This is a genomic window from Nocardioides sp. NPDC092400, assembly GCF_040684155.1.
Lineage (GTDB): Bacteria > Actinomycetota > Actinomycetes > Propionibacteriales > Nocardioidaceae > Nocardioides.
In genome coordinates this window covers 106,902-131,778 of sequence record NZ_JBFBFJ010000001.1, presented here as the reverse complement: position 1 = coordinate 131,778, position 24,877 = coordinate 106,902, and the positions used below count along the sequence as shown (strand labels likewise).

Genomic DNA, 24,877 nt, shown 5'->3' with positions numbered 1-24,877 from the left:
TCGGCCGCGTGCCGGACGTCGTCGAGCTGCTCGCCGACCTCGGCGGGGTCGCCCGCCGGGGAGTCCTGCTGGCAGCCGTCGACCGAGGGGTGCTGGAGGCCGCCGTCTCCGCCGGCCGGGTCGGCCGCGTCGGGCGCGGTCTCTACGCGCTGCCCGGGGTCGACGAGTCGGTCGAGGTCGCGGCGCGCCTGGGCGGCGTGGTGTCCCACACCAGTGCGGCGCTGCGCCACGGCTGGGGCGTCGCGACCGTGCCCACCCGGCCGCACGTCACCGTCAGCCGAGGGCGGCGCCTCGGGTCGAGGGCCGGCGCCGCGACGGTCCACCGCGCCGAGCTCGCCCCCTGCGAGATCGAGGACGGCGTGACGAGCCCCGCGCGGACCCTGCTCGACTGCGCCCGGTCGCTGCCGTTCAGCGAGGCGCTCGCCGTGGCCGACTCCGCACTGCGCGAGTCCGGCTGCCACCAGCTGCTGCAGCAGGTCGCGGACCGGGCCCAGGGGCCGGGCTCACGGCGGGTGCGGGCCGTGGCGGAGCAGGCCACGGCCCTGGCGGCGAACCCGTTCGAGTCGACGCTCCGCGCCGTCTGCATGGACGTGCCGGGCCTCGCGGTGCGTCCGCAGGTGACCGTCACCGACGGCGCGTTCGCGGCCCGCCCGGACCTGGTCGACGAGCGGCTGCGCATCGTGTGCGAGGCCGACTCCTTCGAGTGGCACGGCGGGCGGTCCGCGCTGGCCTCCGACGCCCGCCGCTACAACCGGCTGGTGGTCGCGGGCTGGATCGTCCTCCGGTTCAGCTACGAGGACGTGATGTTCCACCCCGACGAGGTGCGCGCAGTGCTCCTGCGAGCGGTAGCGCTCGCCGAAGTGCTGAACCAACGAGGCCCGGGGGGACGGGACGCCGCCCGAGCGAGCCGTCAACCGCGACGTTGGTTCAGCACTTCGGCAGGAGCACCTGCCTCAGCGCGGAGCCTCAGCGGGTGAGCACGACCGAGGAGCCGTGGCCGAAGAGGCCCTGGTTGGCGGTGATGCCGACGCGCGCGCCCTCGACCTGGCGGCCCTCGGCCTGCCCGCGCAGCTGCCAGGTGAGCTCGCAGACCTGCGCGAGCGCCTGGGCAGGGACGGCCTCGCCGAAGCAGGCCAGGCCGCCGGACGGGTTGACCGGGATCCGGCCGCCGATGGTGGTCTCCCCGGCACGCAGCAGCTTCTCGGCCTCGCCGGGCCCGCACAGCGCGAGGTCCTCGATCCAGTCCAGCTCCAGCGCGGTGGAGAGGTCATAGACCTCGGCGACGTCCACGTCCGCCGGTCCCACCCCGGCCTCCTCGTACGCCGCGTGGCCGATGGAGGACTTGAAGGTCCGCTCGGGCTCGCCCGTGGCGACGGTGGAGTCGGTGGAGAGGTTCGGCATGTCCATGACCGTGTTCGGGAAGGTCGGGGTGACCGTGGAGATGCCAGCGATCCGGACCGCGTCGCCGAGGCCGTGCCGCTGGGCGTACTCCGTGCTGGTCACCAGCACCGCGGCGGCGCCGTCGGAGGTCGCGCAGATGTCGAGCAGGTGCAGCGGGTCGGAGACGACCGCGGACCCGAGGACGTCCGCGACGGTGACCTCCTTGCGGTAGCGCGCGTAGGGGTTGGCCAGGCCGTGGCGGGCGTTCTTGACCTTCACCTGCGCGAAGTCCTCGCTGGTGGCCCCGTAGAGGTCCATCCGGCGGCGGGCGTAGAGCGCGAAGTAGGCCGGGTTGGTCATGCCGAGCAGGCGGAACCGCAACCAGTCGGGGTCGTCCCAGCGCTCGCCGGCATTGGGGGCGAGGAAGCCCTTGGGGGTCGTGTCGGCACCGACGACCAGCGCGACCTCGGAGAGCCCGGCGAGGATCCGTGCCCGGGCGGTGTCGAGCGCCTGGGCGCCGGTCGCGCACGCGGCGTACGACGTCGCGACGCGGGCGCCGTTCCACCCCAGCGCCTGCGCGAACGTCGCGCCGGCGACGTACCCGCCGTAGCCGTTGCGGACCGTCTCGCCGCCGACCACCAGGTCGACGTCGCCCCAGGCGACGCCGGCGTCGGCGAGCGCGGCGCGTGCGGCGTGGACGCCGTACTCCACGAACGGCTTGCCCCACTTGCCCCAGGGGTGCATGCCCACCCCGAGGACGCTGACCTGACCGGCGCTCACTGCTCGGCCTCCTCGCCCAGCTCGGTGACCGGCTTCCAGCGCCAGATCGACCGCTCGCCCGTCTCGTCGGTGTAGAGCGTCTCGACGACCAGCTCGGCCTCGGCACCCACCCGCAGGTCGGCCACGCCGTAGCCCTCGGCGACCTGGCCCAGGACCGTCAGGCCCTCGGGCAGCTCGACGGCGGCGAGGGCGAACGGCACGTAGGGGTCGGTGGCCGGCACGTACGGCGGCGGCGGCTGGTACTGCGCGTCGGTGTAGGACCAGATGGTCCCCCGCCGCGAGAGCTCGACCTGCTCGAACTCCTCACCCGAGCACGCCGGGTTCCGGCAGAAGCCGCCGGCGGGCGGGAAGTACACCGTGGTGCACGCGGTGCAGCGTGATCCGACGAGGGCCGGCTCGGCCCCCGTGGTGAACCACCCGTCGATCGCGGGCGTGGCGGTCGTCGTCATCCGGCCTCCGAAACTAGAACGTGTTTCGACCCTAGCGGCCGGTCGCCGGGGAACCCGTCCACGTCCTGCTGGACGGTCAACCGATCAGGAGGCGTCCGTCACGAGATGAAGCCCTCCTCGCGCAGCCACTCCTCGGCGACGTCGGCGGGCTCGAGGCCCTCGACGTCGATGCGCGCGTTGAGCCGGAGCAGCACCTCGTTGGTGAGCTCCTCGGTCACCGGGGCGACCAGCTCCTCCACCTGGGGGTGCTCCTCGAGCACCTCGTCGCGGACCACCAGCGAGACGTTGTAGTTCGGGAAGTACTGCTTGTCGTCGGCGAGGACCTCGAGGTCGAGGGAGACGATCCGGCCGTCGGTGGTGAAGACCTCCCCGAAGGTGCACTCCCCGCTTGCGAGCGCGTCGTAGACCGCACCGGTCTGGTACAGCTGGATGTTGTCGCCGGGCACGCCGTCGGCCTTGCCGCGGGGCACGCCGTAGGTGCGGAGCATCCCCTCGAGCCCGTCGGGCCGGTTCGCGAACTCCGACTCCACGCAGAACGTCCGCTCCCGGACCGGCACCTCGCCGATCTGCGAGAGCTTCTCGATCCCGTACTTCTCCTTGCCGGCCTGGGTGACGGCGAAGCCGTAGGTGTTGTTCATCGGCGCCGGCGGGAGCCACACCAGCGAGTTCTGCTCGAGGTCCTCCTCCGCGACCGCCTCGTACTGCTCGCGCTCGTCCTTGATCGGCTTCTCGTGGCCGAGGTAGGTGATCCACCCGGTGCCGGTGTACTCCCACATCGCAGCGATCTCGCCCTGCAGCTGCGCCTGCCGGGAGGAGGCGCTGCCGGGGATGTTGGTGAGGTCGGTGACCTCGGCACCGGCCGCCTTGAGCAGGATCAGGGCGATCTTGCCGAGCAGGATCGACTCGGAGAAGTTCTTCGACCCGATCGCGATCGAGGCGCCGTCGAGCCCCTCGACGTCCTCCAGCGGGCCGGCGAGCTCGGCGTCGGGCACGTAGCCGCCCGCGGTCGCCAGGCCGCACCCGGAGGCGAGGGTCGCGACGCAGGCCAGGCCCGCGAGCAGGCGCTTCACGTCAGACCCCCTTCGGTCGGGCGAGGAGCTCGAGGAGCCGGCCGACCCACTCCACGAGCAGGGCCAGCAGCGCGACGAGCAGCGCGCCGACCACCATCAGCGAGGTCTCGAACAGCGTGATGCCGGTCTGCAGGATCGCGCCGAGGCCGCCGCCGTTGATGAACGTCGCCAGCGTGGCCGTGCCGACCAGCAGCACCAGCGCGGTGCGGACGCCGGCCATGATCACCGGCACCGCGAGCGGCAGCTCGACCCGCAGCAGCACCCCCGCGGCGGACATGCCCATCCCCCGGCCGGCCTCGACCAGCATCGGGTCGACGCCCTGCAGGCCGGTGATCGTGTTGCGCAGCACCGGCAGCAGGCCGTAGAGCGTGAGGGCCACCACCGAGGTCGTCAGGCCGAAGCCGAGCCACATCGCGAGGAGCACGATGAGCCCCACCGACGGGGCCGCCTGCCCGGCGTTCGCGACGCCGACGACGAGCGGCGCTGCGCGGCGGGCGCGACCCCGGGTGACGAGGACGCCCAGCGGCACCGCGACAGCGACCACGGCCACGGCGCTGTAGACGGTGAGCCGCACGTGCTCGCCGATCAGGCCCCAGACGGTCGACCAGCCCAGCTGGGAGCGCTCGACCGAGCCGAGGTCCGCGGTCTGCCGCCACACGACGTACGCGAGGAAGGCCACGAGGACCAGCGCCGGGGGCACGACGAGCATCAGCAGCGTCTCGGCATCGAACCGCCGCCGTCGTGCCGCGCTCGGCGCGGGTGCCTGCTGCGTGACCGCCTCAGTCACCGGCCTGCTCCTCGAGCGCGCGCATGTGCCCGGTAACGAGGTCGAAGTCGACGACGCCGAGGTACTGGTCCCGGTCGCCGCAGACGACCGCCGCGCCGTGGGAGGAGGTGAGCATCAGGTCGAGCGCGTCGTTGAGCGTGGCGCCGCGGTCGAGGGTGTTCAGCCGCTCGGGGTCGTACGACGGCACGCGGTCCTGGCCGCGGAGCCGGCGCACCCAGGGCCAGCCGACGGGCCGGCCGCGCTGGTCGAGCACGACCACCGCGCGATCCCCGGCCTCCTCGGCACGGGTCACCACGTCGGCGACCGGCTCACCCACGGTCGCGGTGGTGGTGGTCGACAGCTGCAGCTCGGAGACCCGCGCCAGCGACAGCTGCTTGAGCGTCGAGCCGGAGCCGATGAAGTCGCTGACGAAGTCGTCGGCCGGCGCGGCGAGGATGTTCGCGGGGGTGTCGTACTGCGCGACCCGGGCGCCCTCGTCGAGGATGACGATCCGGTCGCCCAGCTTGATCGCCTCGTCGACGTCGTGGGTGACGCAGACGATCGTCTTGCCCAGCTCGCGCTGGATGCTGAGCAGCTCGTCCTGGAGCCGCTGGCGGGTGATCGGGTCGACGGCGCCGAACGGCTCGTCCATGAGGATTACCGGCGGGTCCGCCGCCAGGCCTCGGGCCACGCCGACCCGCTGCTGCTGGCCGCCGGAGAGCTCACGCGGGTAGCGCCCGCGGTACCGGTCCGGGTCCAGGCCGACCAGCTCCAGCAGCTCGTGCACCCGCCGGTCGACGTCCTCGCTGCTCCAGCCGAGCAGCCTCGGCACGATCGCGATGTTCTTCTCCACCGTCATGTGCGGGAAGAGGCTGCCACCCTGGATGACGTAGCCGACGTGGCGGCGCAGCTCGTCCGGGCTGCGACCGCTGATGTCCTCGCCGCCGATCCGGATCGTGCCGGAGGTGGGCTCGACGAGCCGGTTGATCATCTTCAGCGAGGTCGTCTTGCCGCAGCCCGAGGGGCCGACGAACATGACGATCTCGCCGGCCGGGATGGTCAGCGACAGCGAGTCGACGGCCGCCCGCTCCTGCCCGGGGTAGCGCTTGACGACGTCCTCGAGGACGATCTCAGCACCGCTGACGGCGCGCTCGGCGACCTGGTCGTCGGGTGCGGTGGGCACGGTCCGGTCCATCAGCTGCGGACCCCCTTCGAGATCGTGAGCCGGCCGAGCAGCACGAGCAGCGCGTCGGCGACGAGCGCCACCAGCACGATGCCCACGGTGCCGACGACCGCGTAGTTGACGGCGTTGGCCCCGCCGATCTGGGCCAGGCCGGTGAAGATGAAGCCACCCAGGCCGGGGCCGAGGACGTACGCCGCGATCGCGGCCACGCCCATCGACATCTGGGTCGAGACGCGGATGCCGGCGAGGACCACCGGCCACGCCAGCGGGAGCTGCACCCGCCACAGCGCACCGAGCTCGCTCATCCCCATGCCGCGGGCGGACTCCACCAGGGTCGGGTCGACCCCCTGGAACCCGACGACGGCGTTGCGGAGGATCGGCAGCACGGCGTAGAACGTGACCGCCACCAGAGCGGTGATCGGCCCCAGGCCGATGAGCGCGAGGAGCAGACCCACCAGCGCGAACGCCGGCATGGTCAGCCCGATGGCGCTCACGGCGTTCGCGACCCCCTGGAGCCGGGGCACCCGGGTCACCAGGACGGCGACGAGGATCGCGAGCACCGTCGCGACCAGCACCGCCTGGACCACCAGGTTGGCGTGCTGGAGCGCGTTGAACGCGATCTGGTCGCGACGGTCCACGATGAAGTCCCACATGACGCAGGCACCGTGCCCACCCGTCGTTCACCCAAACGGACGGTCCCGCCGGTCAGGAGCGGTCGCGCGCGGCTGCGGCGCCGCCCCGCGGCCGGTCAGGCGCCGGCGAGGAAGCTGAGCAGGTCCTGGCGGGTGACGACGCCGACCGGCTTGCCCTCCTCCTGGACCAGCAGGGCGTCGGCGCCCTCGAGCAGCGCGACGGCGTCGCGGGCGTCGGCGTTGGCGCCGATCGTCGGCAGCGCCGGCGACATGTGCTGCTCCACCGGGTCGGTCAGCTTGGCGTGGCCGGCGAAGAGCGCGTCGAGCAGGGTCCGGGACGACACCGACCCCGCGACCTCCGCGGCGACCAGCGGCGGCTCGGCGCGGACGACGGGCATCTGGGACACGCCGTACTCCTCGAGGATCTGCACCGCCTCGGCGAGCGTCTCGCCGGGGTGGGTGTGCACGAGGTCGGGCACCCGGCCGTCCTTGCCGCGCAGGACCTCGCCGACGGTCTGGGCGGCCTGCTCGCCGCCGAAGCCGTACTGCGAGAGCCACTGGTCGTTGAAGATCTTGCCGAGGTAGCCGCGGCCGGAGTCCGGCAGCAGCACCACGACCACCGCGTCGGTGCGGCCCTCCGCGGCGAGCTCGGTCGCCAGCTGCTTCGCGGCGTACGCCGCCATCCCGGAGGAGCCGCCGACGAGCAGCGCCTCCTCGCGGGCCAGCCGGCGGGTGAAGGCGAAGGAGTCGGCGTCGGAGACCTCGATGACCCGGTCGGCGACGCTGCGGTCGTAGGTGTCGGGCCAGAAGTCCTCCCCGACGCCCTCGACGAGGTAGGGCCGGCCGGTCCCGCCGGAGTAGACCGAGCCCGAGGGGTCGGCGCCGACCACCTGGATCTCGGGGTTCTGCTCCTTGAGGTAGCGGCCGACGCCGCTGATCGTGCCGCCGGTGCCCATGCCGGTGACGAAGTGGGTGATCCGCCCCTCGGTCTGCGCCCAGATCTCCGGACCGGTGGTCTCGTAGTGGGAGCGGGGGTTGTTCTGGTTGGCGTACTGGTTCGGCTTCCACGCGCCCGGCTGGGAGGAGAGCCGGTCGGAGACGTTGTAGTAGGAGTCCGGGTGGTCGGGGTCGACGGCGGTCGGGCAGACCACGACCTCCGCGCCGTACGCACGCAGCACGTTGCGCTTGTCCTCGCTCACCTTGTCCGGGCACACGAAGACGCACTTGTAGCCCCGCTGCTGGGCGACCATGGCCAGGCCGACACCGGTGTTGCCGGAGGTCGGCTCGACGATGGTGCCGCCGGGCTTCAGCTCGCCGGAGGCCTCCGCCGCGTCGATCATCCGCGTCGCGATGCGGTCCTTCACCGACCCGCCGGGGTTGAGGTACTCGACCTTGGCGAGCACGAGCGGTCCCTCGGCGTCGCCCAGGTCGTCGAGCGTGCGACCGAGGCGGAGCAGCGGGGTGTTGCCGATGAGGTCGAGGAGCGAGTTCACGTACTGCACCGAACCAGGCTAGAGGCGGTCGTCACGCCCGTCTAAACCCCGCGCTCATCCCCGCACCCACCCGGCGAGGGGCATCCGTAGAGTGCACGCGTGGGGAAAGCAGCTGCAGCACGGAAGCTCGCCGGCGCCGCGGCCTTCGGAGGGGGCGGGGTGTCCGCGCTGGGCGCCGCGCTCTACGGGGTGATGCGCGTCGAGGCGAAGCTGGCCCGCAAGACGATCGGCGAGCCGCGCGACGAGCCGCCCCCGGACGCGACCGGGTGGTACGGCCGGGGTCGTCCCGGACCGGCCGTCAAGGTCGCGCTGCTCGGTGACTCCAGCGCCGCCGGGTACGGCGCGGAGCGGGTCGAGGAGACCCCCGGGGCCCTGCTCGCCAGCGGCGTCGCGGAGCGCGCCCACCGGCGCGTCTACCTGCGCAGCTTCGCCGTCGTGGGGGCCAAGTCCTCCGACCTCGACGAGCAGATCACGCGTGCGCTGCCGATCGAGCCGGACGTCGCGGTGATCCTCGTGGGCGCCAACGACGTCACCCACACCGTGCTGCCGTCGCACTCGGTCCGCCACCTCGCCGAGGGCGTCCGTCGCCTGCGCGAGGCCGGCGTCGCGGTGCTCGTCGGCACCTGCCCGGACCTGGGCACCCTCAAGCCGATCGCTCCCCCGCTCAAGCAGGTCGCCCGCGCCTGGTCGCGGCGGCTCGCCGCCGGCCAGACGATCGCCGTGGTCGAGGAGGGCGGGCGGACCGTCTCGCTGGCCTCGATCCTCGGCCCGGAGTTCGCCGCGGCGCCGGCCCTGCTCTTCGGGCCCGACCAGTTCCACCCCTCCGCGCAGGGCTACCGCTCGCTGGCCTCGGTTCTGCTCCCCTCGACGCTCGCCGCGCTCGGCCTGCTCGCCGTCGGCGACACCGACGTCGAGCCGTACCGCGGCGAGGGCGTCCTGCCGATCACCGCGGCCGCGCTGCAGGCGGTCAACACACCGGGCACCGAGCTCGGCGGCACCGAGGTCGGCGGCAACCGCCGCGGTGTGCGCGGCCTCTGGGTCGAGCTGCGGCACCGCCGCCGCCACCCCTCCACCGACGGCACCGCGCCCGAGCAGGCCGACGACGAGGCCGGCGACCAGTCGGCCACGCAGACGGAGCCCGCCCAGACCTGAGCGGGTCCGGGCGCACGACGGCCCCGGACCGAGGTCCGGGGCCGTCGTGTACCGCGCCGACCGTTGCGGGGGTCGGAACCTGGGGGTCAGTCCTGGCTGAAGATCGCCAGGAGGCGCAGCAGGTTGGTGTAGATCCAGACGAGGCTGACCGTCATCGCGAACGCCGCGCGCCACGACTCACGCTCGGGGACGCGGTTGGCGACACCCTGCTCGACGAAGTCGAAGTCGAGGATCAGCATGAAGACACCGAGCACCAGGCCGGCCAGCGAGAACAGCAGGCCCACGCCGCCGAAGCCGTAGAGGCCCAGCGAGGGGCCGAAGAACCCGAGCACGAGCTCGAGCAGGCTCAGCGCCACCATGCCGAAGACGGCGGCGACGACGAAGGTGCGGAACTTCTGCCCGACCTGGATGTTGAAGAACTTGTACGCCGCGAGCGTGCCCGCGAACGCCGCGAAGGTGCCGATGACCGCCTGGGTCACGATGCCGCCGCCGAACTGGGCGTCGAACACCTTGCTCAGGCCGCCGAGGGCCACGCCCTCGAGCGCCGCGAACGCCAGCACCAGGGCCGGGCTGATCACGCGCTTGAAGGAGTTCACCATCGAGAGGAGGAAGGCGCCGAGGGCACCGATCGTCACGGCGGCGTAGAGGCCGCTGAGGTCCTCGGCGGTGGTCGCGGTGTCGATGGCCGGGGTCAGGACCCAGGTCAGGAACGCGAACACGATGACGGTGCCGAGCGTGATCGCGGTCTTCTGCACCGTCGAGTCGATCGTCATCGGGCCGCCGGTGGCCTGCGGGGTGGTGGGGGCACCCGGGGTGCCCACGCCCCACTGGGACGGGTCGGAGCCGCCGGGGTAGGAGGCTCCTCCGGCGTACGTCTGGTTGCCGTAGGTGTTCGCGCCGCCGCGGTTGAACTCCTCCGAGCGACGGAACACCGGGTTGTTGCTCTGCATGGTCTCTCCTTGGAGGCCGTGGAACTGGTGGGCCCACCCTAGTGGGGCCTGTGCAGGTACAACGCCCGGCGAGCGTCCCGCGTTCCCGTCCCGGCGCGTTTCCCTCAGGAGATCCGCACGGCCCGGACGACGGAGTCGTGGACGGTGACCTCGCGGCCCTCGACCAGCTGCCGGCGCGTCTGCACCTCGGCCACCCGGACGTCCCAGGTGGCGGGGTCCAGGTGGGCGACGACGTCCTCCGGCGTGGACATCAGCGGCAGCATCGCCGCGTGCTGGTCGCGCGCAGCGAGGTCCTGGGGGTGGTGACCGACGTACAGCAGCGTGCCGCCGACGGTCACCGCCGCGCCCAGCCGGCGCAGGACGTCGCCGCGCAGCTCGACCGGCGGGTGCAGGAAGTGCGCCGAGACCAGGTCGTACGTCGCCGGGAGCCCCTCCCCCGCGACCAGGTCGACCAGCGCCCACTCCACCGCCACCCCGGCCGCGGCGGCGTGGGCCGCCGCCTTCTGCAGCGCCACCGGGGAGACGTCGACCCCGGTGACCTGCCAGCCCTGCTGGGCCAGCCAGACGGCGTCGGCACCCTCGCCGCACCCGACGTCGACCGCGCGACCCGGCGCGAGGTCGGCGACCTGCTCGACCAGCCGCCGGTTGGGGTTGCCCGACCAGACCGCGTCGGTGGCGCCGTACCTCTCGTCCCAGAAGCCGGCGGTCCACATGGCCGGGTCGACCGGCCGGCTCGGGTCGTGGCCCTCGGTGCCGTGCCGGTGGGTGTGCTCGGGGCTGTGGGTGTGCTCGCTCATGTCGAGGAGCCTGCCGCTTCAGGTCGACCTGAAGTCAAGCGTGCCGGCCCCGACGGTGCCCCCGGCGGGACTCGAACCCGCAACTACCCGCTTTTAAGGCGGTCTCCTCTGCCGGTTGGGACACGGGGGCCCGCAGCCACGGCGTGGCTACAGGTAAGTCTTGCGCGGGTGGATGGCGTGCGCGCCGGCGACCCGGTCCACGAACAGGAAGCCGTCGGTGTGGTCGATCTCGTGCTGCAGGGCCCGCGCCTCGAAGGCGTTGGCGGTCACGGTGACCTCCTCGCCGCTGCCGGGGAGCTGCCCGCGGACGACGACCCGGGAGGAGCGCTTCACGTCGCCGGTGAGGTCCGGGACGCTCATGCAGCCCTCACGGGCCTTCTCGTTGCGGCTGGACTCCACGACCTCGGCGTTGCACAGCACGAACGTGCCGTGGTGGTCGCGGGTCTTGGGGTGCTCGGAGACGTCCACGCAGAAGACGCGCGCCGACACCCCGACCTGGTTGGCGGCGAGCCCGACGCAACCGGGGCTGACCCGCATGGTGGCGACCAGGTCGGCGGCGAGCCGGACCGTCGCGGCGTCCGTGGGGTCGACGTCGGCCCCCCGGGTCGACAGCACCGGGTCGGGCGCGCGGACGACGTCGAGCACCCGCCCCTCGACGCCGAGCTCCCGCTCCGACCAGCCGAGGACGGTGTCGTTGACGCTCACAGGTCGTCTGCCTCCACCGCACGCAGGGTCGCGCCGACGCCGAGCTCGGCGGCGGCCGCGCCGACGGCGGCCTCGAGGGCCGGCACGTCGGCACCCGCGGGCAGGTCGATCTCGGCGACGAGCAGGTAGAGGTCGCCGGCCAGGCGCGTGGTGAGGTCGGTGATGTTGCCGCCGACCGCGGCGACGCGCGCGACGACCGAGGAGACGATGCCGGGCCGGTCACCGCCGTGGACGGTGAGCACCCACGAGGTGCCGGCCGGACCGGCGGTGTCCTCCTGCGGCACGTCGCGGACGGTGACGGTGAGGGTGCCGTCGGCGGTGAGCGGCTGCAGCGCGGCCTCGATGGCGGCGACCTCGGCCGGGCCCGCGCACAGCAGCATCATCGCGAAGTGACCCCGCAGCAAGGTCATCGTGGAGTCCTCGAGGTTGAGCCCGAGGTCGGCCAGCCGACCGGTGGCCTCGGCGATGATGCCGGGCCGGTCGTGGCCCAGGACGGTGATGGCGTGCAGGGGTGCGGGGGTGGTCACCCGGGCATTCTCGCAAGGGCCGCCGCGCGGCCGAGCACCTCGTCCAGCATCGGCTCGGTGAGGGTGCCGGTGAAGGTGTTCTGCTGGCTGGGGTGGTAGCAGCCGAGCAGGGTCACTCCCCCACCCTCCGCGGGCAGCTCGACCTCCGCGCCGTGCCCGAACCGCGGCTTGGGGACGGGTACGGCGTGCCCGGCCCGGCGGTAGGTGCGCAGCGCGGCGTCCCAGCCGAAGGAGCCGAGGGCGACGACCACGCGGACCGAGTCGGCGACCAGCGCCACCTCGCGGTCCAGCCACGGGGCGCAGGTGTCGCGCTCCTCGGGGGTCGGCTTGTTCAGCGGCGGCGCGCACCGGACGGTGGCCACCAGCCGGGTGTCGACCAGCTCCAGCCCGTCGGCCGCGTGCACGCTGGTCGGCCGGTTCGCGAGCCCCACCCGGTGCAGGCTCGCGAACAGCCAGTCCCCGGAGCGGTCGCCGGTGAATACCCGACCGGTCCGGTTGGCGCCGTTCGCGGCCGGTGCCAGGCCGACGACCAGGATGCGCGGGTGCTCGGCGCCGAACCCGGGGATCGGGCGGCCCCAGTAGGGCTCGCCGGCGAACGACGCCCGCTTCGTGTGCGCGACGTCCTCGCGCCACCGGACGAGCCGGGGGCAGGCCCGGCACACGCTGACGCCGGCCCCCAGCTCGTGGAGGCCGGCGTCGCGGGCGGTGCGGCGTACCTGCGCCGGCGTGGTGGCCACCGGGGTGGCCGCGTCGGCCGGGTCCCCCGGCCAGCCCGTGCCGGGCGGCACGGGCGAGGCGAAGGGGCGCCCGGTCGCCGGGTGCGGGAGGAGGCTGCCGGTGTCCTCGGTCAGGGCGCGGGCTGGATCGAGGTCTCGCGGCGGGCCTTGTCGGCGACGCTGGAGGCGGCCTCGGTGGCCTTGTCCTTGGCGGCCTCGGCCACGGCGGCGGCCTGCTCGGTCGCCTTGGCCGCGGCGGTCTGGACGGTCGGGTTCTCCGCGACCTTGCTGGCGCCGGCGCGGATCTGCTCGTAGCGCTCGCGCCCGGCCTTGGAGCCCAGGACGTAGCCGATGGCGATGCCGGTCAGCAGGATGAGCTTCTTCACGGTTGCTCCTCGAGGGTGGTGCGGTGGATGGACAGGTCTGCGGGTCGGTGGCCCGGGGTCAGCGCCGGGAGCGCCGGGAGCGCCACACCTTGAGCACGACGACGAGGAGGACCACGCCGCCGGCGGCGCCGAGGACGACCGGTGGGCCACCGAGCTCGTCGACCTTGCGGCGCGCCCGGGTCTTGACGTCGAGCTTGGCCTGCAGCTCGGTGACGGTCCCGGCCAGCTCCGCGCGCTGGCGCGCGATGTCGGCCTCGATCTCCTCCGGCGTCTGGCTCATGACCGGGCTCCCTTCACCGTCGCGACGTCCTGCTTGACGCCCGCGACCGCTCGCTCGGGAGCCGCCGGGGTCGCCTGCTGGGCCTCCTTCTTGCCGACCAGCGCGGCGATGCCCGCGCCGACCAGCAGGACCGCGGCCACGATCAGCGCGGCGGCCCAGGCGGGCAGCACGAGGTCGAGCGCCAGGACGGCGGTCGCGACGAGCGTCGCGAGGCCGAGGAAGCCGAGCAGCCCGGCCACGCTGAAGAGGCCCACGCCGAGACCGGCCTTCTTGCCCTTCTCGGCGAGCTCGGCCTGGGCCAGCCGCATCTCGCTGCGGATCAGGTCGGGGACCTGCTCGCTCAGCCGGTGCACCAGTGCGCCGACCGTGGTGTCGTCCCCCGGCTCGTCCCGGGGAGGGCCGGCGTGGCTGCCGTGCGCCGTCGTCGAGTGGCTCATGCCTGACCCGGTTGCCCGAGGCGCGAGCCGCAAACGGTCACGGCCCGGATGCGGCGCTCAGTCGACCAGCGACCAGGCGATCCCGTCGAGGATGTCGGCCTCCGAGACCACCAGCCGGCCGACGCCGGAGCGGCGCAGCACCTGCCGCAGGACGATCGCCCCCGCGCCGACCACGTCGGCCCGGCCGGGGTGCATGAACGGCAGGGCGCGCCGCTGCTCGACGGTCATCGCGACGAGCCGGTCGACCGCGGCGTGCACGTCCGCGACGTCCAGCACCTGCTGGTCGATCGCGCCGGCGTCGTACGCCGTGAGGTCCAGCGCCGCGGCGGCGACCGTCGTGATCGTGCCGGCGACCCCGACGACCGTCGCGGCCCGGGCCGGGTCGACCGGGCAGGCGTCGAGCGCGGCGTCGACGTCGCGGGCGCAGGCGTCGACCTCCGCCGCCGTCGGGGGGTCGGAGAAGTCGTGCCGCTCGTGCAGGCGCACCGAGCCGACGTCCATCGAGTGCCCCTCCGGCGGGCCGTCGGGACCACCGAGGACCAGCTCGGTGGAGCCGCCGCCGAGGTCGACCACGAGGACCGGCCAGGCCGGCTCCTCGCGCAGCCCGCGGGCGGCGCCGGCGAACGACAGCGCGGCCTCCTCCTCGCCGGTCACCACGTCGGGGTCGATCCCCAGGCGCTCGCGGACGCCGGCGGCGAACACCTCGGCGTTCGCCGCGTCCCGCGTCGCCGAGGTCGCGCAGAGCCGGACCCGGGTCGCGCCGTGCTCGCGGACCAGCGCGGCGTACTCGTCGAGCGCGGCGAAGGTCCGCGCCAGCGCGGCCTCCGACATCCGACCGGTCGCGTCGATGCCCTCCCCGAGCCGGACCACGCGCATCTCGCGGACCACCGGCCGGTGGGGGGTCTCGCAGACGAGCAGGCGGATCGAGTTGGTCCCGCAGTCGATCGCCGCGATCACGCGGGCGGGGCCTCGGGCGTCACGCACGGGCCGGCCGCCCACCACTCGCCGAGCAGGTCGAGGACCTCGTCGCCGAGCGGGTTCACCCCGCGCCCCTGGGCCAGCGACTGCCCCGCGAGCACGTGCAGGCACTTGACCCGGTCGGGCATGCCGCCGGCCGAGATGCCCGCGATCTCCGGCACGTCGAGCCCGGCCTCCCGGCCGATCGCGTCGCGGGCCTCGAGGTAGCGCTCGTGCGCCGCGGCGTACTGCTCGGCGAGCGCGGGGTCCTCGGCCAGCCGCTCCTGCATCTCCTTCATCAGCCCCGAGCCCTCGAGGGTGCCGATGCGGGAGGCCGCGCGCGGGCAGGTCAGGTAGAACGTCGTCGGGAACGGGGTCCCGTTCGGCAGCCGCGGCTCGGTGGTCACGACGTCGGGGTTGCCGCAGGGGCAGCGGTGCCCGACCTCGTGGATGGCTCGCGGCTCACGTCCCAGCTGCGAGGCGATGGCCGCCTCGTCGCGGGGCTCGATCACTCGGTCTCCTCGTTCTCTTCGGCGCTGCCGTCGATCTCGGCGGCCGGGGGTGCGCCGTCCTTGGGTGGGTGGCCGGCCAGCTCGACCGACTCCCATGCGCCGACCCACCAGGCCTCGGGGGCCTGCTCCGGGAGGTCGTCGGGGTCGCTGAGGCGGGCGCCGGTCGTCAGCGGCTCGCCGTCCTGGAGCACGACGAACGGCGTCTCACCGGGCAGCACGTAGCCGAGCTCGGCCCGAGCCCGGGACTGCACGAACGCCGGGTCCTGCCAGCGCTTCTTCTCCCGCTCCAGGTCGTCGATCGCGGCCTTGCGCTCGGCGATCTGCGCCTTGAGCTCGGCGATCTCGCCCCGCTGGTGCAGGAAGGCCCGCATCGAGGAGGCGTAGGAGACCGCCAGCACGGCGAGCACCAGCACGAGCACCGCCGCCCGGCCGGTGAGCCGGGGGCGGCGCCGCGCAGGTGCGTCGTCCGGGCGGCCGGGCCGGGTGCCGCGCGCCGCTCCGGCAGCGGCACCGGCGCTCGGCCGGCCGGGCCCGGTGCGCCCCCGCGGGCGTCGTGCCCCGCGGGGGTCGCGTCGGTCGTCGGCCATGGGCCAAGCCTGCCCGACGATCAGCCCTGGTAGCGGGGGAACGCGCCGGGGCCGGCGTAGCGGGCTGCGTCACCCAGCTCGTCCTCGATGCGCAGCAGCTGGTTGTACTTGGCGACGCGCTCGGACCGGGCGGGGGCGCCGGTCTTGATCTGGCCGCAGTTGGTGGCCACGGCGAGGTCGGCGATGGTGGTGTCCTCGGTCTCGCCGGAGCGGTGGCTCATCATGCAGCGGTAGCCGTTGCGGTGCGCGAGCTCGACGGAGTCGAGGGTCTCGGTGAGCGAGCCGATCTGGTTGACCTTGACCAGCAGCGCATTGGCCTGGCCGCCGGTGATGCCGCGCTGCAGCCGCTCGACGTTGGTGACGAACAGGTCGTCGCCGACCAGCTGGGTCTTCGCGCCGAGCTGGTCGGTGATGGCCTTCCAGCCGTCCCAGTCGTCCTCGTCGAGGGGGTCCTCGATGGAGACGATCGGGTAGGAGGAGACCAGGTCGGCGTAGTACGCCGTCATCTGCTCGGCGCTCTTCTGCTGACCCTCGAAGGTGTAGGACCCGCCCTCGCAGAACTCCGAGGCGGCGACGTCCAGCGCGAGGACGACGTCCCGGCCGAGCGTGAGGCCGGCGGCCCCGACCGCCTCGGCGATCAGGTCGAGCGCGGCGCGGTTGGACTCCAGGTCCGGCGCGAAGCCGCCCTCGTCGCCGACGCCGGTGGCCAGGCCGCGCTGCTTGAGCACCGACTTCAGCGCGTGGTAGACCTCCGCGCCGGTGCGCAGCGCCTCGCGGAAGGTGGGCGCGCCGATCGGCGCGATCATGAACTCCTGGATGTCGACGTTCGTGTCGGCGTGCGCGCCACCGTTGAGGATGTTCATCATCGGCACCGGGAGCAGGTGGGCGTTGGGGCCGCCGACGTACCGGTAGAGCGGGAGGCCGGCGGAGTCCGCGGCCGCGCGGGCGACGGCGAGGGAGACACCGAGGATCGCGTTCGCGCCGAGCGTCGCCTTGTTGGGCGTGGCGTCCGCGTCGAGCATCGTCTGGTCGACGACGCGCTGGTCGTCGGCGTCGAGGCCCTCGATGGCGGGGCCGATCGTCTGGATCACGGCCTCGACGGCCTTCTCGACGCCCTTGCCGAGGTACCGGTCGCCGCCGTCGCGCAGCTCGACCGCCTCGAAGGCGCCGGTGGAGGCGCCGCTGGGGACCGCGGCGCGGGCGAACGCGCCGTCGTCGAGGAGGACCTCGACCTCGACCGTGGGGTTGCCGCGCGAGTCCAGGATCTCGCGGGCGCCGACAGCTTCGATGGATGCCACGTTGGGTTGTCTCCTACGGTTCTCGGGGCGGAACGGGCCGTGGCCGACCCTAGTCCCGCGGCCCCTCCGCCTGCCGCAGTGCCCGGCGTACGGCGTCGCGCAGCGCCTGCTCGGGGTCGGTGCCCGCCGCGCGGGACTCCGCCACGAGCGCGAGCAGGCGGTCCCCCACGTCGTCGCCCCGGCTCGCGGCGACCGGCGTGCCGGCCCGCTCGAGCCGGTCGAGCACCTTGTCGGCGTACAGCAGCGCGGGGAGCCCGGGCGGCAGCCCCTCGGTGACCGAGGAGCGCTGCTTCTCCACGGCCTTGGCGGCCTCCCACGCCTCGTTCACCGCGGCCGGGTCGTCGGCGTCGACCCCCGCGGCGTCCGCGGCGGAGCCGAAGACGTGCGGGTTGCGCCGGTGCATCTTCGCGGTCACGTCGGCGGCCACGTCGTCGATGGTGAACGCGCCGCGCTCCTCGGCCACGACCGCGTGGAAGTAGACCTGGAGCAGCAGGTCGCCGAGCTCCTCGCGCAGGTGGGACCAGTCGCCGGTCTCCTCCCCCACGTCGATCGCCTCGAGCGTCTCGTGGGTCTCCTCGAGCAGGTGCCGGGCCAGGGTGCGGTGGGTCTGGGCGCGCTTCCAGCCGCACTCGGCCCGCAACCGGCGCATGACGGCCAGGAACTCCAGCAGCGGTGCCCCGTCGGTCTGCGGGTCGGTCTGCGGGTCGGTCTGCGGGTCGGCCTGCGGGTCGGCCTGGGGGTCGGGCATGCGGTCAGCCGCAGCGCTGCGACTCGGGCAGCGTGGCGGCGTACTCCGCGTCGGGCGACTCGGCCATCGCGGCGGTGGCGACGTCCCCGACCGCGACCGAGGTCGAGGTGTCGGTGTCCACCGGCTGCCCGCCCTCGAGCGTCACGCCGTAGCGCGGGTTGACATCCACGTCGTGGTCGTCGATCCAGGCGGCGAGGGCCTCGTTGCCGAGCTGGGCGACCTGCTCCTCCGAGGCGTCGGCCAGGCCCTGCTCCTCGGCCAGCCGGCGGCCGACCCCGACGACGAGGTCGCTGACCAGGCTGCCGGCCGACTCGACCTCGACGACCGCCTCCTGCTGGTCCTCGGGGAGGTCGGCGACGGCGGACTCGAGCTGGGCGACCTGCCCGGAGTACTCCGCACCGGGCTCCACGCCGTTCTCCTCGGCCAGCTGCTCGGCGGCCGCCGCGAGCGTCAGCTGCCCGGCGACGCCGCTGGTCAGGTAGCTGTTCGGCAGCACCTGCCCCTCGAGCTGCGGCGTGATCGCGTCGCAGTACGACGCCGCCAGCCCGTCCACCCGGTCGACCGTGATGTCGGTGTCCCCGACCGAGGCGGCGACGCCCGGGGAGAACCCGGTCCCTGCCACCCCGCACCCGCTGAGCAGGCCGGAGGCGAGCAGGGTCGAGGCGGCGGCGAGGCCGAGGAGGGGACGGGCTTGCTTCACGGCGTCTCCTGGAGGTGGACCGGGGCGGTCAGCTGGTGGTCTCCGGCGGGTCGATGATGGCGTCGATCACACCGTGGGCCCATTGAAGCAGGGCGATGCCGGCGATGGGCTTGCCGCCCACGACCGCGGTCTGCGGTCGCGGCACCAGGATCGTGTCGAGGGCCGGCTTGACGATCGACTTCGGGTACATCCGGTTGAGCCGGACCACCCGCGACTCGGGGAGGCTGACCGGCGCGAAGCGGATGTTCTTGCCCGCGGCCGTCACCTCGCCGACCCCGGCCTTGCGGGCCCGGGCCCGGAAGCGGGCCACGAGCAGCAGGGACGTGACGACCTCCGGCGGCTCGCCGTACCGGTCCACGAGCTCCTCGCGGATCTGGTCGACGTCGGCGTCGCTGCGGACCTCGGCCAGGCGCTTGTAGACCTCCAGCCGCAGCCGCTCGCTGGGGATGTAGTCGTGGGGCAGGTGGGCGTCGACGGGCAGCTCGATGCGCACCTCGTTGAGCTCCGGCTCGGCCTCGCCCTTGAACTCGGTGACCGCCTCGCCGACGAGCCGCACGTAGAGGTCGAACCCGACGTCGGCGATGTGCCCGGACTGCTCGCCGCCGAGCAGGTTGCCGGCGCCGCGGATCTCGAGGTCCTTCATCGCGATCGCCATGCCGCCGCCGAGGTCGGAGTGCTGGGCCAGCGTCGCGAGCCGCTCGTGGGCGGTCTCGGTCAGCGGCTTCTCGGCGGGGTAGAGGAAGTAGGCGTACGCACGCTCGCGCGAGCGCCCCACCCGGCCGCGCAGCTGGTGCAGCTGGGAGAGCCCGAGGGTGTCGGAGCGCTCGATGATCATCGTGTTGGCGTTGGAGACGTCCAGGCCCGACTCCACGAGCGTCGTGCAGACCAGCACGTCGAAGCGCTTCTCCCAGAAGTCGAGCATGACCTGCTCGAGCTGCTTCTCGCCCATCTGGCCGTGGGCGGTCGCCACCCGCGCCTCGGGGACGAGCTCCTTGAGCTTGGCGGCGGCCTTCTCGATGGAGTTGACCCGGTTGTGGATGTAGAAGACCTGGCCCTCGCGCAGCAGCTCGCGGCGGATCGCGGCGATCACCTGCCGGTCCTCGTAGGCGCCGACGTACGTCAGCACCGGGTGCCGCTCCTCGGGCGGGGTGGTGATCGTCGACATCTCGCGGATGCCGGTGATCGCCATCTCCAGGGTGCGCGGGATCGGCGTCGCCGACATCGAGAGCACGTCGACCGAGGTGCGGAGCCGCTTCATCTGCTCCTTGTGCTCCACGCCGAAGCGCTGCTCCTCGTCGACGATGATCAGGCCGAGGTCCTTGAACCGGATGTCGGGGTTGAGCAGCCGGTGGGTGCCGACCACGATGTCGATGCTGCCCTCGGTGACGCCGGCCATCACCTCGGCCGCCTCCTTGTCGCTCTGGAAGCGCGAGAGCGCCTTGAGCACGACCGGGAAGCCGGCCATCCGCTCGGCGAACGTCGAGAGGTGCTGGGTGACCAGCAGCGTGGTCGGCACCAGGACGGCGACCTGCTTGCCGTCCTGGACGGCCTTGAACGCCGCCCGCACCGCGATCTCGGTCTTGCCGTAGCCCACGTCGCCGCAGATGAGCCGGTCCATCGGCATGGTGCGCCGCATGTCGGACTTGACCTCGTCGACCGTGCTCAGCTGGTCGGGGGTCTCCTGGAACGGGAAGGCGTCCTCGAGCTCGCGCTGCCAGGGCGTGTCCGGGCCGAAGGCGTAGCCCTGGGTGGCCTGCCGCGCGGCGTACAGCTTGATCAGCTCCGCCGCGATCTCCCGGACCGCCTTGCGGGCCCGGCCCTTGCGCTTGGCCCAGTCCGCGCCGCCGAGGCGGTCGAGGCTCGGCTGCTCGCCACCGACGTACCGGGTGACCTGGTCCAGCGCGTCGGCGGGGACGTAGAGCCGGTCGGCGGGGCCGCCGCGCTTGGACGCGCCGTACTCCAGCACGAGGTACTCGCGGACCGCGCCGCCGACCTCGCGCTGCTTCATCTCCACGAACCGGCCCACGCCGTGCTGCTCGTGGACGACGAAGTCCCCGGCCTTCAGCTCGAGGGGGTCGATCTGCTTCTTGCGGCGCGCGGGCATCTTGCGCATGTCGCGCGTCGAGGACTTCTGGCCGGTGAGGTCCTCACCTGTCAGCAGGACGGTGCGGCCGATCTCGTCGACGAACCCGTGCGCGGCGGAGGCGCAGGTGACCGTGACGACGCCGGTGGCCGGCGGCTCGCCGAGGTCCTCGACCAGCCGGGCCGGCACGTCGTGCTCGCCGAGCACCTCCACCATGCGCTGCGCCGGGCCGTGGCCCGGGTGCGCGACGACGGTGCGGTAGCCCTCGGCCACCCAGGTGGCGATGTCCTTGACCGCGCGCTCGAGGTCGCCGCGGTAGGCGTCGACCGGCCGCATCGGCAGCCCGCGGCTCGGGACGGCGCCGTCGATCGCGTCGACGTCGGTGACGGGGCGGGCGCCCTCGCCGTCGTCGCCGATGCCGAAGGGGCTCATCGTCCACCACGGCTTGTGCTGGTCCAGGGAGTGCTCGCGGACGTCGGAGAGCGAGCGGTACGACGCCGCCCCGAGGTCGATCGGCGCGGTGCCGCCGCTGGCCGCCGCGGCCCAGCTGGCGCCGAGGAACTCCTCGCTCGTGGCCACCAGGTCGTGGGCCCGGCTGCGCGCGCGCTCCGGGTCGAGGACGAGCACGTGGGTGTCCGGCGGCATGAGGTCGACGAGCAGCTCCATCTCGTCGACGAGCACCGGGGCGAGGGACTCCATGCCGTCGACGGCGATGCCGGCGGCGATCTTGTCGGTCAGCTCGACCAGCGTCGGGTGCCGGCGGCCCAGCTCGGCTGCCCGCTCGCGGACCTCGTCGGTGAGCAGCAGCTCGCGGCACGGCGGGGCCCAGAGCCGCTCGGCCTTGTCCAGGGTGCGCTGGTCCGCGACGGAGAAGGTGCGGATCTCCTCGACGTCGTCGCCCCAGAACTCCACCCGGAGCGGGTGCTCCTCGGTGGGCGGGAAGACGTCGACGATCCCACCGCGGACGGCGAACTCGCCGCGCTTCTCGACCAGGTCGACACGGGAGTACGCCGCGTCCGCCAGGCGACGCACGACGTCGTCGAGGGGCGCGGTGTCACCGGGTACCAGCTCGACCGGTGCGAGCTCTCCGAGACCCTTGACCTGCGGCTGCAGCACGCTGCGGACCGGCGCGACCACGACCTGGAGCGGGCCGTTGGTGGCGTCGTCACCCGGGTGCACCAGCCGGCGCAGCACCGCGAGCCGCTTGCCGACGGTGTCGCTGCGGGGGCTGAGCCGCTCGTGGGGCAGCGTCTCCCAGCTCGGGTAGTAGGCGATGGTCGCCGGGTCGAGGAAGCAGCCCAGCGCGTCGACGAGGTCCTCGGCCTCGCGCGCGGTCGCGGTGACCGCGAGGACGGTGCGGCCCGCGCGGACCAGGCCGGTCACGACGAAGGGGCGCAGCGCCTCAGGACCGGTGAGGTCCAGGGCACGCACGGCACCGCCCCGCGCGTCCTCGACGGCGGCGGAGAGGGTCGGGTCGGCGAGGACGGCGTCGGCCAGGCCGGTGAGGCTCACGGTGCTCCTGTGGGGGTGTCTCAGCAGTGCTGTGCAGCACGAACGCCCCGGGTCGGGACGACACGGGGGCAGTACCCCATCCTACGGACGCCCCGGCTACCGCTCGTCGCCGAAGGCCGCCTCGCGCAGCAGGGCCAGCTCCGGCCGGTCGCGGTAGTAGGCGCGGCCGTCGGCACCGACCTCCTCGAGCCAGTCCGCGCGGGCGGCGAGGTGCGCGACGTACGCCCCGCGCTGCTCGCGCAGGCCGCGGTGGACGGCGAGGACGTCGGCCCCGCGGCAGGTGGCGAGCGCCTCGCGCACCGCCGGGACGGCCTCCCGGGCCTGCTCGGCGACCAGGTCGTAGAAGCCGTCCTGGCTGCTGCCGGCCGGCACCGAGAGCAGCGCCGGCTGCACGTAGGCCCGGATCATCGCCATCGAGCGGTCGGTGCGTCCGGTGGCCGCGACCGCCTGCTCGCGGCACGCGGCGACCGCCTGCTCCTCCTGTCCCCGGAGCCCGTGGTCGACCGCCCAGGCGCCGGCGAGGACGAGCGCGCCCGCCCCGAGCAGCGCCCAGGTACGCCGCCGCACTGGCGCGCGACCGGGCTGGTCGAGGACCTCCGGCTGGGGCTGGCCGTGCTGGTCGGGCGGGTCGTGCGGGTCGGGCGGGGCCACCCGTCCAGTGTGCGCCGGGGTCGGTCAGCCGACGCCGTTGCGCCTGACGAAGTCCACGATCTGCTCGGCCAGCTCGGGGCGGCACACGATGAGGTCGGGGAGGTAGACGTCCTCCTGGTTGTACTCCAGCGGCGTCCCGTCGACCCGGCTGGTGAACAGCCCCGCCGCGCGGGCCACCGCCACGGGCGCGGCGGAGTCCCACTCGAACTGGCCCCCGGCGTGGACGTAGGCGTCGGTGACGTCGCGCGCGACGCTGATGACCTTCACGCCCGCGGACCCCATCGCCACCAGCTCGGCGTCGAGCTCGGCGGCCAGCGCGTGCACGAACTCCGGCGGGCGGCTGCGCGAGACCGCGATCCGCGGCCGCTCGCTGGTGCGCGGCGGCACCACCGGCGGCTGGCCGGTGTTGAACGTCTCCCCGAGGGCCGGCTGCGCGACGGCGCCGGCGACGAGGTCGCCGTCCTGCCAGAGCGCGACGTGCACCGCCCAGTCCTCGCGCGGCACCTCGGAGAACTCCCGGGTGCCGTCCAGCGGGTCGACGATCCAGACCCGAGCCCGCTGCAGGCGCGCCTTGTCGTCCTTGCCCTCCTCGGAGAGCACCGCGTCGTCGGGCCGGTGCTCGGCGATCAGCCGCATCAGCAGCTCGTGCGCGGCACGGTCGCCGGCGTCCTTGAGCTCCTTGCCCTCGAGCCCCTCGCCGCGGACCTCGAGCAGCCGCTCGCCGGCCACCGTGGCCAGCCAGGTCGCCAGGACGTGGTCGTCGTGGGCAGCGGACTCGGGAGGGGAACCGGCGTCGAAGGTCACGGGCGCCACCCTAAGGCTCGGCGGGCCCGTCAGATCGGGAGGCCCTCGGCGCGCAGCCGCTCCCGCAGCGCGTCCGGTCCGTCGTCCACGGTCCACACCACGCCGCGCAGGCCGGCCGCCCGGGCCGCCTCGACGAAGCGGTCCTTGTCGTCCACGTGCAGCACCTCGGACGGCTCGAGGCCGAGCTGCTCGACGACCCGCCCGAAGAAGGCCGGGTCGTCCTTGGTGACGCCGAGCTCGCAGGAGGTGAACGTCGAGTCGAGGAGGTCGCCGTACCCCAGCTCCTCGCGCATGTACGCCGTGCGCAGGTCGTGCTGGTTGGTGGCGAGGTGGACCGGCACGCCGGCCCCGCGCAGGTCGCGCACCACCTCGGCGGTGTCGGAGACGACCTCGATGTGGTGGTAGTGGTCGACCAGGTCGTCGGCCCGCTCCGGGGCGCCCCAGTGGTCGAGCACCTCGGCGACGACGTCGCGGAAGGACCGGCGGCCGGTCATCGCGGCCTGCTCGGCCTCGAAGAGGTGCTCGCTGAACTTCTCCCCCGACCCCGCGGGGACCAGCGCCTGCAGCGTCTCGAGCCACCCGGGCGGGTTGACCTGCAGCACGCCGTCGGCGTCGAGGAGGACGGCCCGGACGGAACGGACGGCGGGGCGGCCCGCGGGCATCAGGAGTTGAACTTCTGCTGGGTCCGCTCGAGGCCCTCGAGCACCAGGCACTCCACGGCGTCCGCGGCGGTGTCGACCTGGAACGGCAGCACCTTGCGCTCGGCGGCGGAGTAGTTCGACAACACGAAGTCGGCGACCTCCTGCCGACCCGGCGGCCGGCCGATCCCCACGCGGACGCGGTGGAAGTCGCCCGTGCCCAGCGAGGAGCGCATCGACTTCAGTCCGTTGTGCCCGTTGTCGCCGCCGCCGAGCTTGGCGCGCATGGTGTCGAAGGGGATGTCCAGCTCGTCGTGGATCGCCACGACCCGCTCGGGCGGCACCTTGTAGAAGGTCGCGAGCGCCTTGACCGGGCCGCCGACCTCGTTCATGTACGACCGCGGCCGGGCCAGCACCACCCGGGCCTGGTCGGAGCCGGGTGCGCCGAACCGGCCCTCGACGACGTCGGCGCGCCCCGACTTGTGGGCTCGGAACCCCGAGCCCATCCGGCGGGCGAGCTCGTCGGCCACCATGTAGCCGATGTTGTGCCGGTGGCCGGCGTAGGAAGGGCCGGGATTCCCGAGGCCGACGACGAGCCACACGGGGGTAGCGGTGTCGGTCACGGGTTCCCGGCCCTTCCTGGATCCGAGCAGGTGCACGCCGTACGACGTGCCCCGCTCGGGG

At 73.8% G+C, this 24,877-nt stretch carries 28 protein-coding genes and 1 tRNA gene; 2 read left to right on the top strand and 27 right to left on the bottom strand.

All coding sequences use genetic code 11. The annotated features are described in order from the left end of the window. Positions 1-8: 8 nt before the first annotated feature. Complete coding sequence (locus tag AB0N29_RS00640; RefSeq protein ID WP_364863269.1) at positions 9-977, top strand: DUF559 domain-containing protein; 969 nt, start codon at positions 9-11, stop codon at positions 975-977. Here AB0N29_RS00640 and AB0N29_RS00635 read toward each other — a convergent pair. The 7 genes from AB0N29_RS00635 to AB0N29_RS00605 all read right to left on the bottom strand — a co-directional run bounded on the left by AB0N29_RS00635 (position 967) and on the right by AB0N29_RS00605 (position 7,762). Beyond that, entirely contained in the window at positions 967-2,160 is a 1,194-nt protein-coding gene (locus AB0N29_RS00635; protein WP_302269900.1) for a lipid-transfer protein, read from the bottom strand. The genes AB0N29_RS00640 and AB0N29_RS00635 overlap by 11 nt on opposite strands. Next, on the bottom strand, positions 2,157-2,609 hold the full coding sequence (locus AB0N29_RS00630) for an OB-fold domain-containing protein (RefSeq protein WP_302269899.1): 453 nt from the start codon (positions 2,607-2,609) through the stop codon (positions 2,157-2,159). The genes AB0N29_RS00635 and AB0N29_RS00630 overlap by 4 nt, the downstream gene beginning before the upstream one ends. Before the next feature lie 98 nt (positions 2,610-2,707). Next, positions 2,708-3,679 carry a glycine betaine ABC transporter substrate-binding protein gene (locus tag AB0N29_RS00625; protein WP_364863266.1) on the bottom strand — a complete coding sequence of 324 codons (972 nt, stop codon included), beginning with the start codon at positions 3,677-3,679 and terminating at the stop codon, positions 2,708-2,710. 1 nt (position 3,680) lies between these two features. Continuing rightward, entirely contained in the window at positions 3,681-4,466 is a 786-nt protein-coding gene (locus tag AB0N29_RS00620; protein WP_364863264.1) for an ABC transporter permease, read from the bottom strand. Continuing rightward, complete coding sequence (locus AB0N29_RS00615; RefSeq protein WP_364863262.1) at positions 4,459-5,628, bottom strand: ABC transporter ATP-binding protein; 1,170 nt, start codon at positions 5,626-5,628, stop codon at positions 4,459-4,461. The genes AB0N29_RS00620 and AB0N29_RS00615 overlap by 8 nt, the downstream gene beginning before the upstream one ends. Before the next feature lie 11 nt (positions 5,629-5,639). Further along, on the bottom strand, positions 5,640-6,281 hold the full coding sequence (locus AB0N29_RS00610) for an ABC transporter permease (RefSeq protein ID WP_364863260.1): 642 nt from the start codon (positions 6,279-6,281) through the stop codon (positions 5,640-5,642). A gap of 95 nt (positions 6,282-6,376) precedes the next feature. Then, complete coding sequence (locus AB0N29_RS00605; protein ID WP_364863258.1) at positions 6,377-7,762, bottom strand: cystathionine beta-synthase; 1,386 nt, start codon at positions 7,760-7,762, stop codon at positions 6,377-6,379. A gap of 90 nt (positions 7,763-7,852) precedes the next feature. On the opposite strand from AB0N29_RS00605, the gene AB0N29_RS00600 reads away from it, so the two are divergent. Then, the gene (locus AB0N29_RS00600; RefSeq protein WP_364863256.1) at positions 7,853-8,905 is read left to right on the top strand and encodes an SGNH/GDSL hydrolase family protein; all 1,053 of its coding nucleotides are present in this window, start codon (positions 7,853-7,855) and stop codon (positions 8,903-8,905) included. An 86-nt stretch (positions 8,906-8,991) separates the two neighbouring features. On the opposite strand, the gene AB0N29_RS00595 is transcribed toward AB0N29_RS00600, so the two are convergent. From AB0N29_RS00595 to pth, 20 genes are all read right to left on the bottom strand, one after another. Then, positions 8,992-9,855: a Bax inhibitor-1/YccA family protein gene (locus AB0N29_RS00595; protein WP_302269896.1), complete on the bottom strand. Its 864-nt coding sequence runs from the start codon at positions 9,853-9,855 to the stop codon at positions 8,992-8,994. 104 nt (positions 9,856-9,959) lie between these two features. After that, positions 9,960-10,652 carry a methyltransferase domain-containing protein gene (locus tag AB0N29_RS00590; protein ID WP_364863253.1) on the bottom strand — a complete coding sequence of 231 codons (693 nt, stop codon included), beginning with the start codon at positions 10,650-10,652 and terminating at the stop codon, positions 9,960-9,962. Between the two features lie 56 nt (positions 10,653-10,708). Continuing rightward, positions 10,709-10,782, bottom strand: a tRNA-Leu gene (locus AB0N29_RS00585). Between the two features lie 17 nt (positions 10,783-10,799). Continuing rightward, positions 10,800-11,357, bottom strand: a complete 558-nt coding sequence (gene def / locus AB0N29_RS00580) for a peptide deformylase (protein WP_364863251.1) — start codon at positions 11,355-11,357, stop codon at positions 10,800-10,802. Beyond that, positions 11,354-11,884 carry an ACT domain-containing protein gene (locus AB0N29_RS00575; protein ID WP_364863249.1) on the bottom strand — a complete coding sequence of 177 codons (531 nt, stop codon included), beginning with the start codon at positions 11,882-11,884 and terminating at the stop codon, positions 11,354-11,356. The genes def and AB0N29_RS00575 overlap by 4 nt, the downstream gene beginning before the upstream one ends. Next, positions 11,881-12,672: a uracil-DNA glycosylase gene (locus tag AB0N29_RS00570; protein ID WP_364863247.1), complete on the bottom strand. Its 792-nt coding sequence runs from the start codon at positions 12,670-12,672 to the stop codon at positions 11,881-11,883. The genes AB0N29_RS00575 and AB0N29_RS00570 overlap by 4 nt, the downstream gene beginning before the upstream one ends. Positions 12,673-12,731: 59 nt before the next feature. Continuing rightward, positions 12,732-12,986 (bottom strand): hypothetical protein, encoded by a 255-nt coding sequence (locus AB0N29_RS00565; RefSeq protein ID WP_302269890.1) that lies wholly within the window; start codon positions 12,984-12,986, stop codon positions 12,732-12,734. A gap of 58 nt (positions 12,987-13,044) precedes the next feature. Continuing rightward, positions 13,045-13,266 (bottom strand): DUF3618 domain-containing protein, encoded by a 222-nt coding sequence (locus AB0N29_RS00560; protein WP_302269889.1) that lies wholly within the window; start codon positions 13,264-13,266, stop codon positions 13,045-13,047. Continuing rightward, positions 13,263-13,703, bottom strand: coding sequence for a phage holin family protein (locus AB0N29_RS00555; RefSeq protein ID WP_364863244.1), 441 nt, complete (start codon positions 13,701-13,703; stop codon positions 13,263-13,265). The genes AB0N29_RS00560 and AB0N29_RS00555 overlap by 4 nt, the downstream gene beginning before the upstream one ends. 57 nt (positions 13,704-13,760) lie before the next feature. Beyond that, complete coding sequence (locus tag AB0N29_RS00550; RefSeq protein WP_364863242.1) at positions 13,761-14,687, bottom strand: Ppx/GppA phosphatase family protein; 927 nt, start codon at positions 14,685-14,687, stop codon at positions 13,761-13,763. Next, positions 14,657-15,172, bottom strand: a complete 516-nt coding sequence (locus AB0N29_RS00545; RefSeq protein ID WP_364863240.1) for a DUF501 domain-containing protein — start codon at positions 15,170-15,172, stop codon at positions 14,657-14,659. Before AB0N29_RS00545 ends, AB0N29_RS00550 begins: the two co-directional genes overlap by 31 nt. Beyond that, on the bottom strand, positions 15,169-15,759 hold the full coding sequence (locus AB0N29_RS00540) for a septum formation initiator family protein (RefSeq protein WP_364863239.1): 591 nt from the start codon (positions 15,757-15,759) through the stop codon (positions 15,169-15,171). The genes AB0N29_RS00545 and AB0N29_RS00540 overlap by 4 nt, the downstream gene beginning before the upstream one ends. Before the next feature lie 20 nt (positions 15,760-15,779). Further along, a complete protein-coding gene (gene eno, locus AB0N29_RS00535; RefSeq protein ID WP_364863237.1) occupies positions 15,780-17,057 on the bottom strand; it encodes a phosphopyruvate hydratase in 1,278 nt (425 codons plus the stop codon). A gap of 49 nt (positions 17,058-17,106) precedes the next feature. Further along, a complete protein-coding gene (locus AB0N29_RS00530; protein WP_364863235.1) occupies positions 17,107-17,805 on the bottom strand; it encodes a MazG family protein in 699 nt (232 codons plus the stop codon). Positions 17,806-17,809: 4 nt separating this feature from the next. Next, positions 17,810-18,505, bottom strand: coding sequence for a hypothetical protein (locus AB0N29_RS00525; protein WP_364863233.1), 696 nt, complete (start codon positions 18,503-18,505; stop codon positions 17,810-17,812). Positions 18,506-18,533: 28 nt separating this feature from the next. After that, a complete protein-coding gene (mfd, locus tag AB0N29_RS00520) occupies positions 18,534-22,100 on the bottom strand; it encodes a transcription-repair coupling factor (RefSeq protein WP_364863231.1) in 3,567 nt (1,188 codons plus the stop codon). A 96-nt stretch (positions 22,101-22,196) separates the two neighbouring features. After that, positions 22,197-22,751 carry a hypothetical protein gene (locus AB0N29_RS00515; RefSeq protein ID WP_364863229.1) on the bottom strand — a complete coding sequence of 185 codons (555 nt, stop codon included), beginning with the start codon at positions 22,749-22,751 and terminating at the stop codon, positions 22,197-22,199. A gap of 24 nt (positions 22,752-22,775) precedes the next feature. Then, positions 22,776-23,555, bottom strand: a complete 780-nt coding sequence (locus tag AB0N29_RS00510) for a 3'(2'),5'-bisphosphate nucleotidase CysQ (RefSeq protein ID WP_364863227.1) — start codon at positions 23,553-23,555, stop codon at positions 22,776-22,778. Between the two features lie 29 nt (positions 23,556-23,584). Beyond that, on the bottom strand, positions 23,585-24,217 hold the full coding sequence (locus AB0N29_RS00505; RefSeq protein WP_364863225.1) for an HAD-IA family hydrolase: 633 nt from the start codon (positions 24,215-24,217) through the stop codon (positions 23,585-23,587). Then, entirely contained in the window at positions 24,217-24,816 is a 600-nt protein-coding gene (gene pth, locus AB0N29_RS00500) for an aminoacyl-tRNA hydrolase (RefSeq protein WP_364863223.1), read from the bottom strand. Before pth ends, AB0N29_RS00505 begins: the two co-directional genes overlap by 1 nt. Positions 24,817-24,877 lie beyond the last annotated feature (61 nt).

Bases quoted from the DNA above. Each gene is read 5' to 3' on its own strand.
- AB0N29_RS00590 (WP_364863253.1), bottom strand. From the start codon at position 10,652: ATGAGCGAGCACACCCACAGCCCCGAGCACACCCACCGGCACGGCACC.
- AB0N29_RS00540 (WP_364863239.1), bottom strand. From the start codon at position 15,759: ATGGCCGACGACCGACGCGACCCCCGCGGGGCACGACGCCCGCGGGGG.
- AB0N29_RS00505 (WP_364863225.1), bottom strand. From the start codon at position 24,217: ATGCCCGCGGGCCGCCCCGCCGTCCGTTCCGTCCGGGCCGTCCTCCTC.
- AB0N29_RS00530 (WP_364863235.1), bottom strand. From the start codon at position 17,805: ATGCCCGACCCCCAGGCCGACCCGCAGGCCGACCCGCAGACCGACCCG.
- AB0N29_RS00630 (WP_302269899.1), bottom strand. From the start codon at position 2,609: ATGACGACGACCGCCACGCCCGCGATCGACGGGTGGTTCACCACGGGG.
- AB0N29_RS00560 (WP_302269889.1), bottom strand. From the start codon at position 13,266: ATGAGCCAGACGCCGGAGGAGATCGAGGCCGACATCGCGCGCCAGCGC.
- AB0N29_RS00610 (WP_364863260.1), bottom strand. From the start codon at position 6,281: ATGTGGGACTTCATCGTGGACCGTCGCGACCAGATCGCGTTCAACGCG.
- AB0N29_RS00555 (WP_364863244.1), bottom strand. From the start codon at position 13,703: ATGAGCCACTCGACGACGGCGCACGGCAGCCACGCCGGCCCTCCCCGG.
- AB0N29_RS00595 (WP_302269896.1), bottom strand. From the start codon at position 9,855: ATGCAGAGCAACAACCCGGTGTTCCGTCGCTCGGAGGAGTTCAACCGC.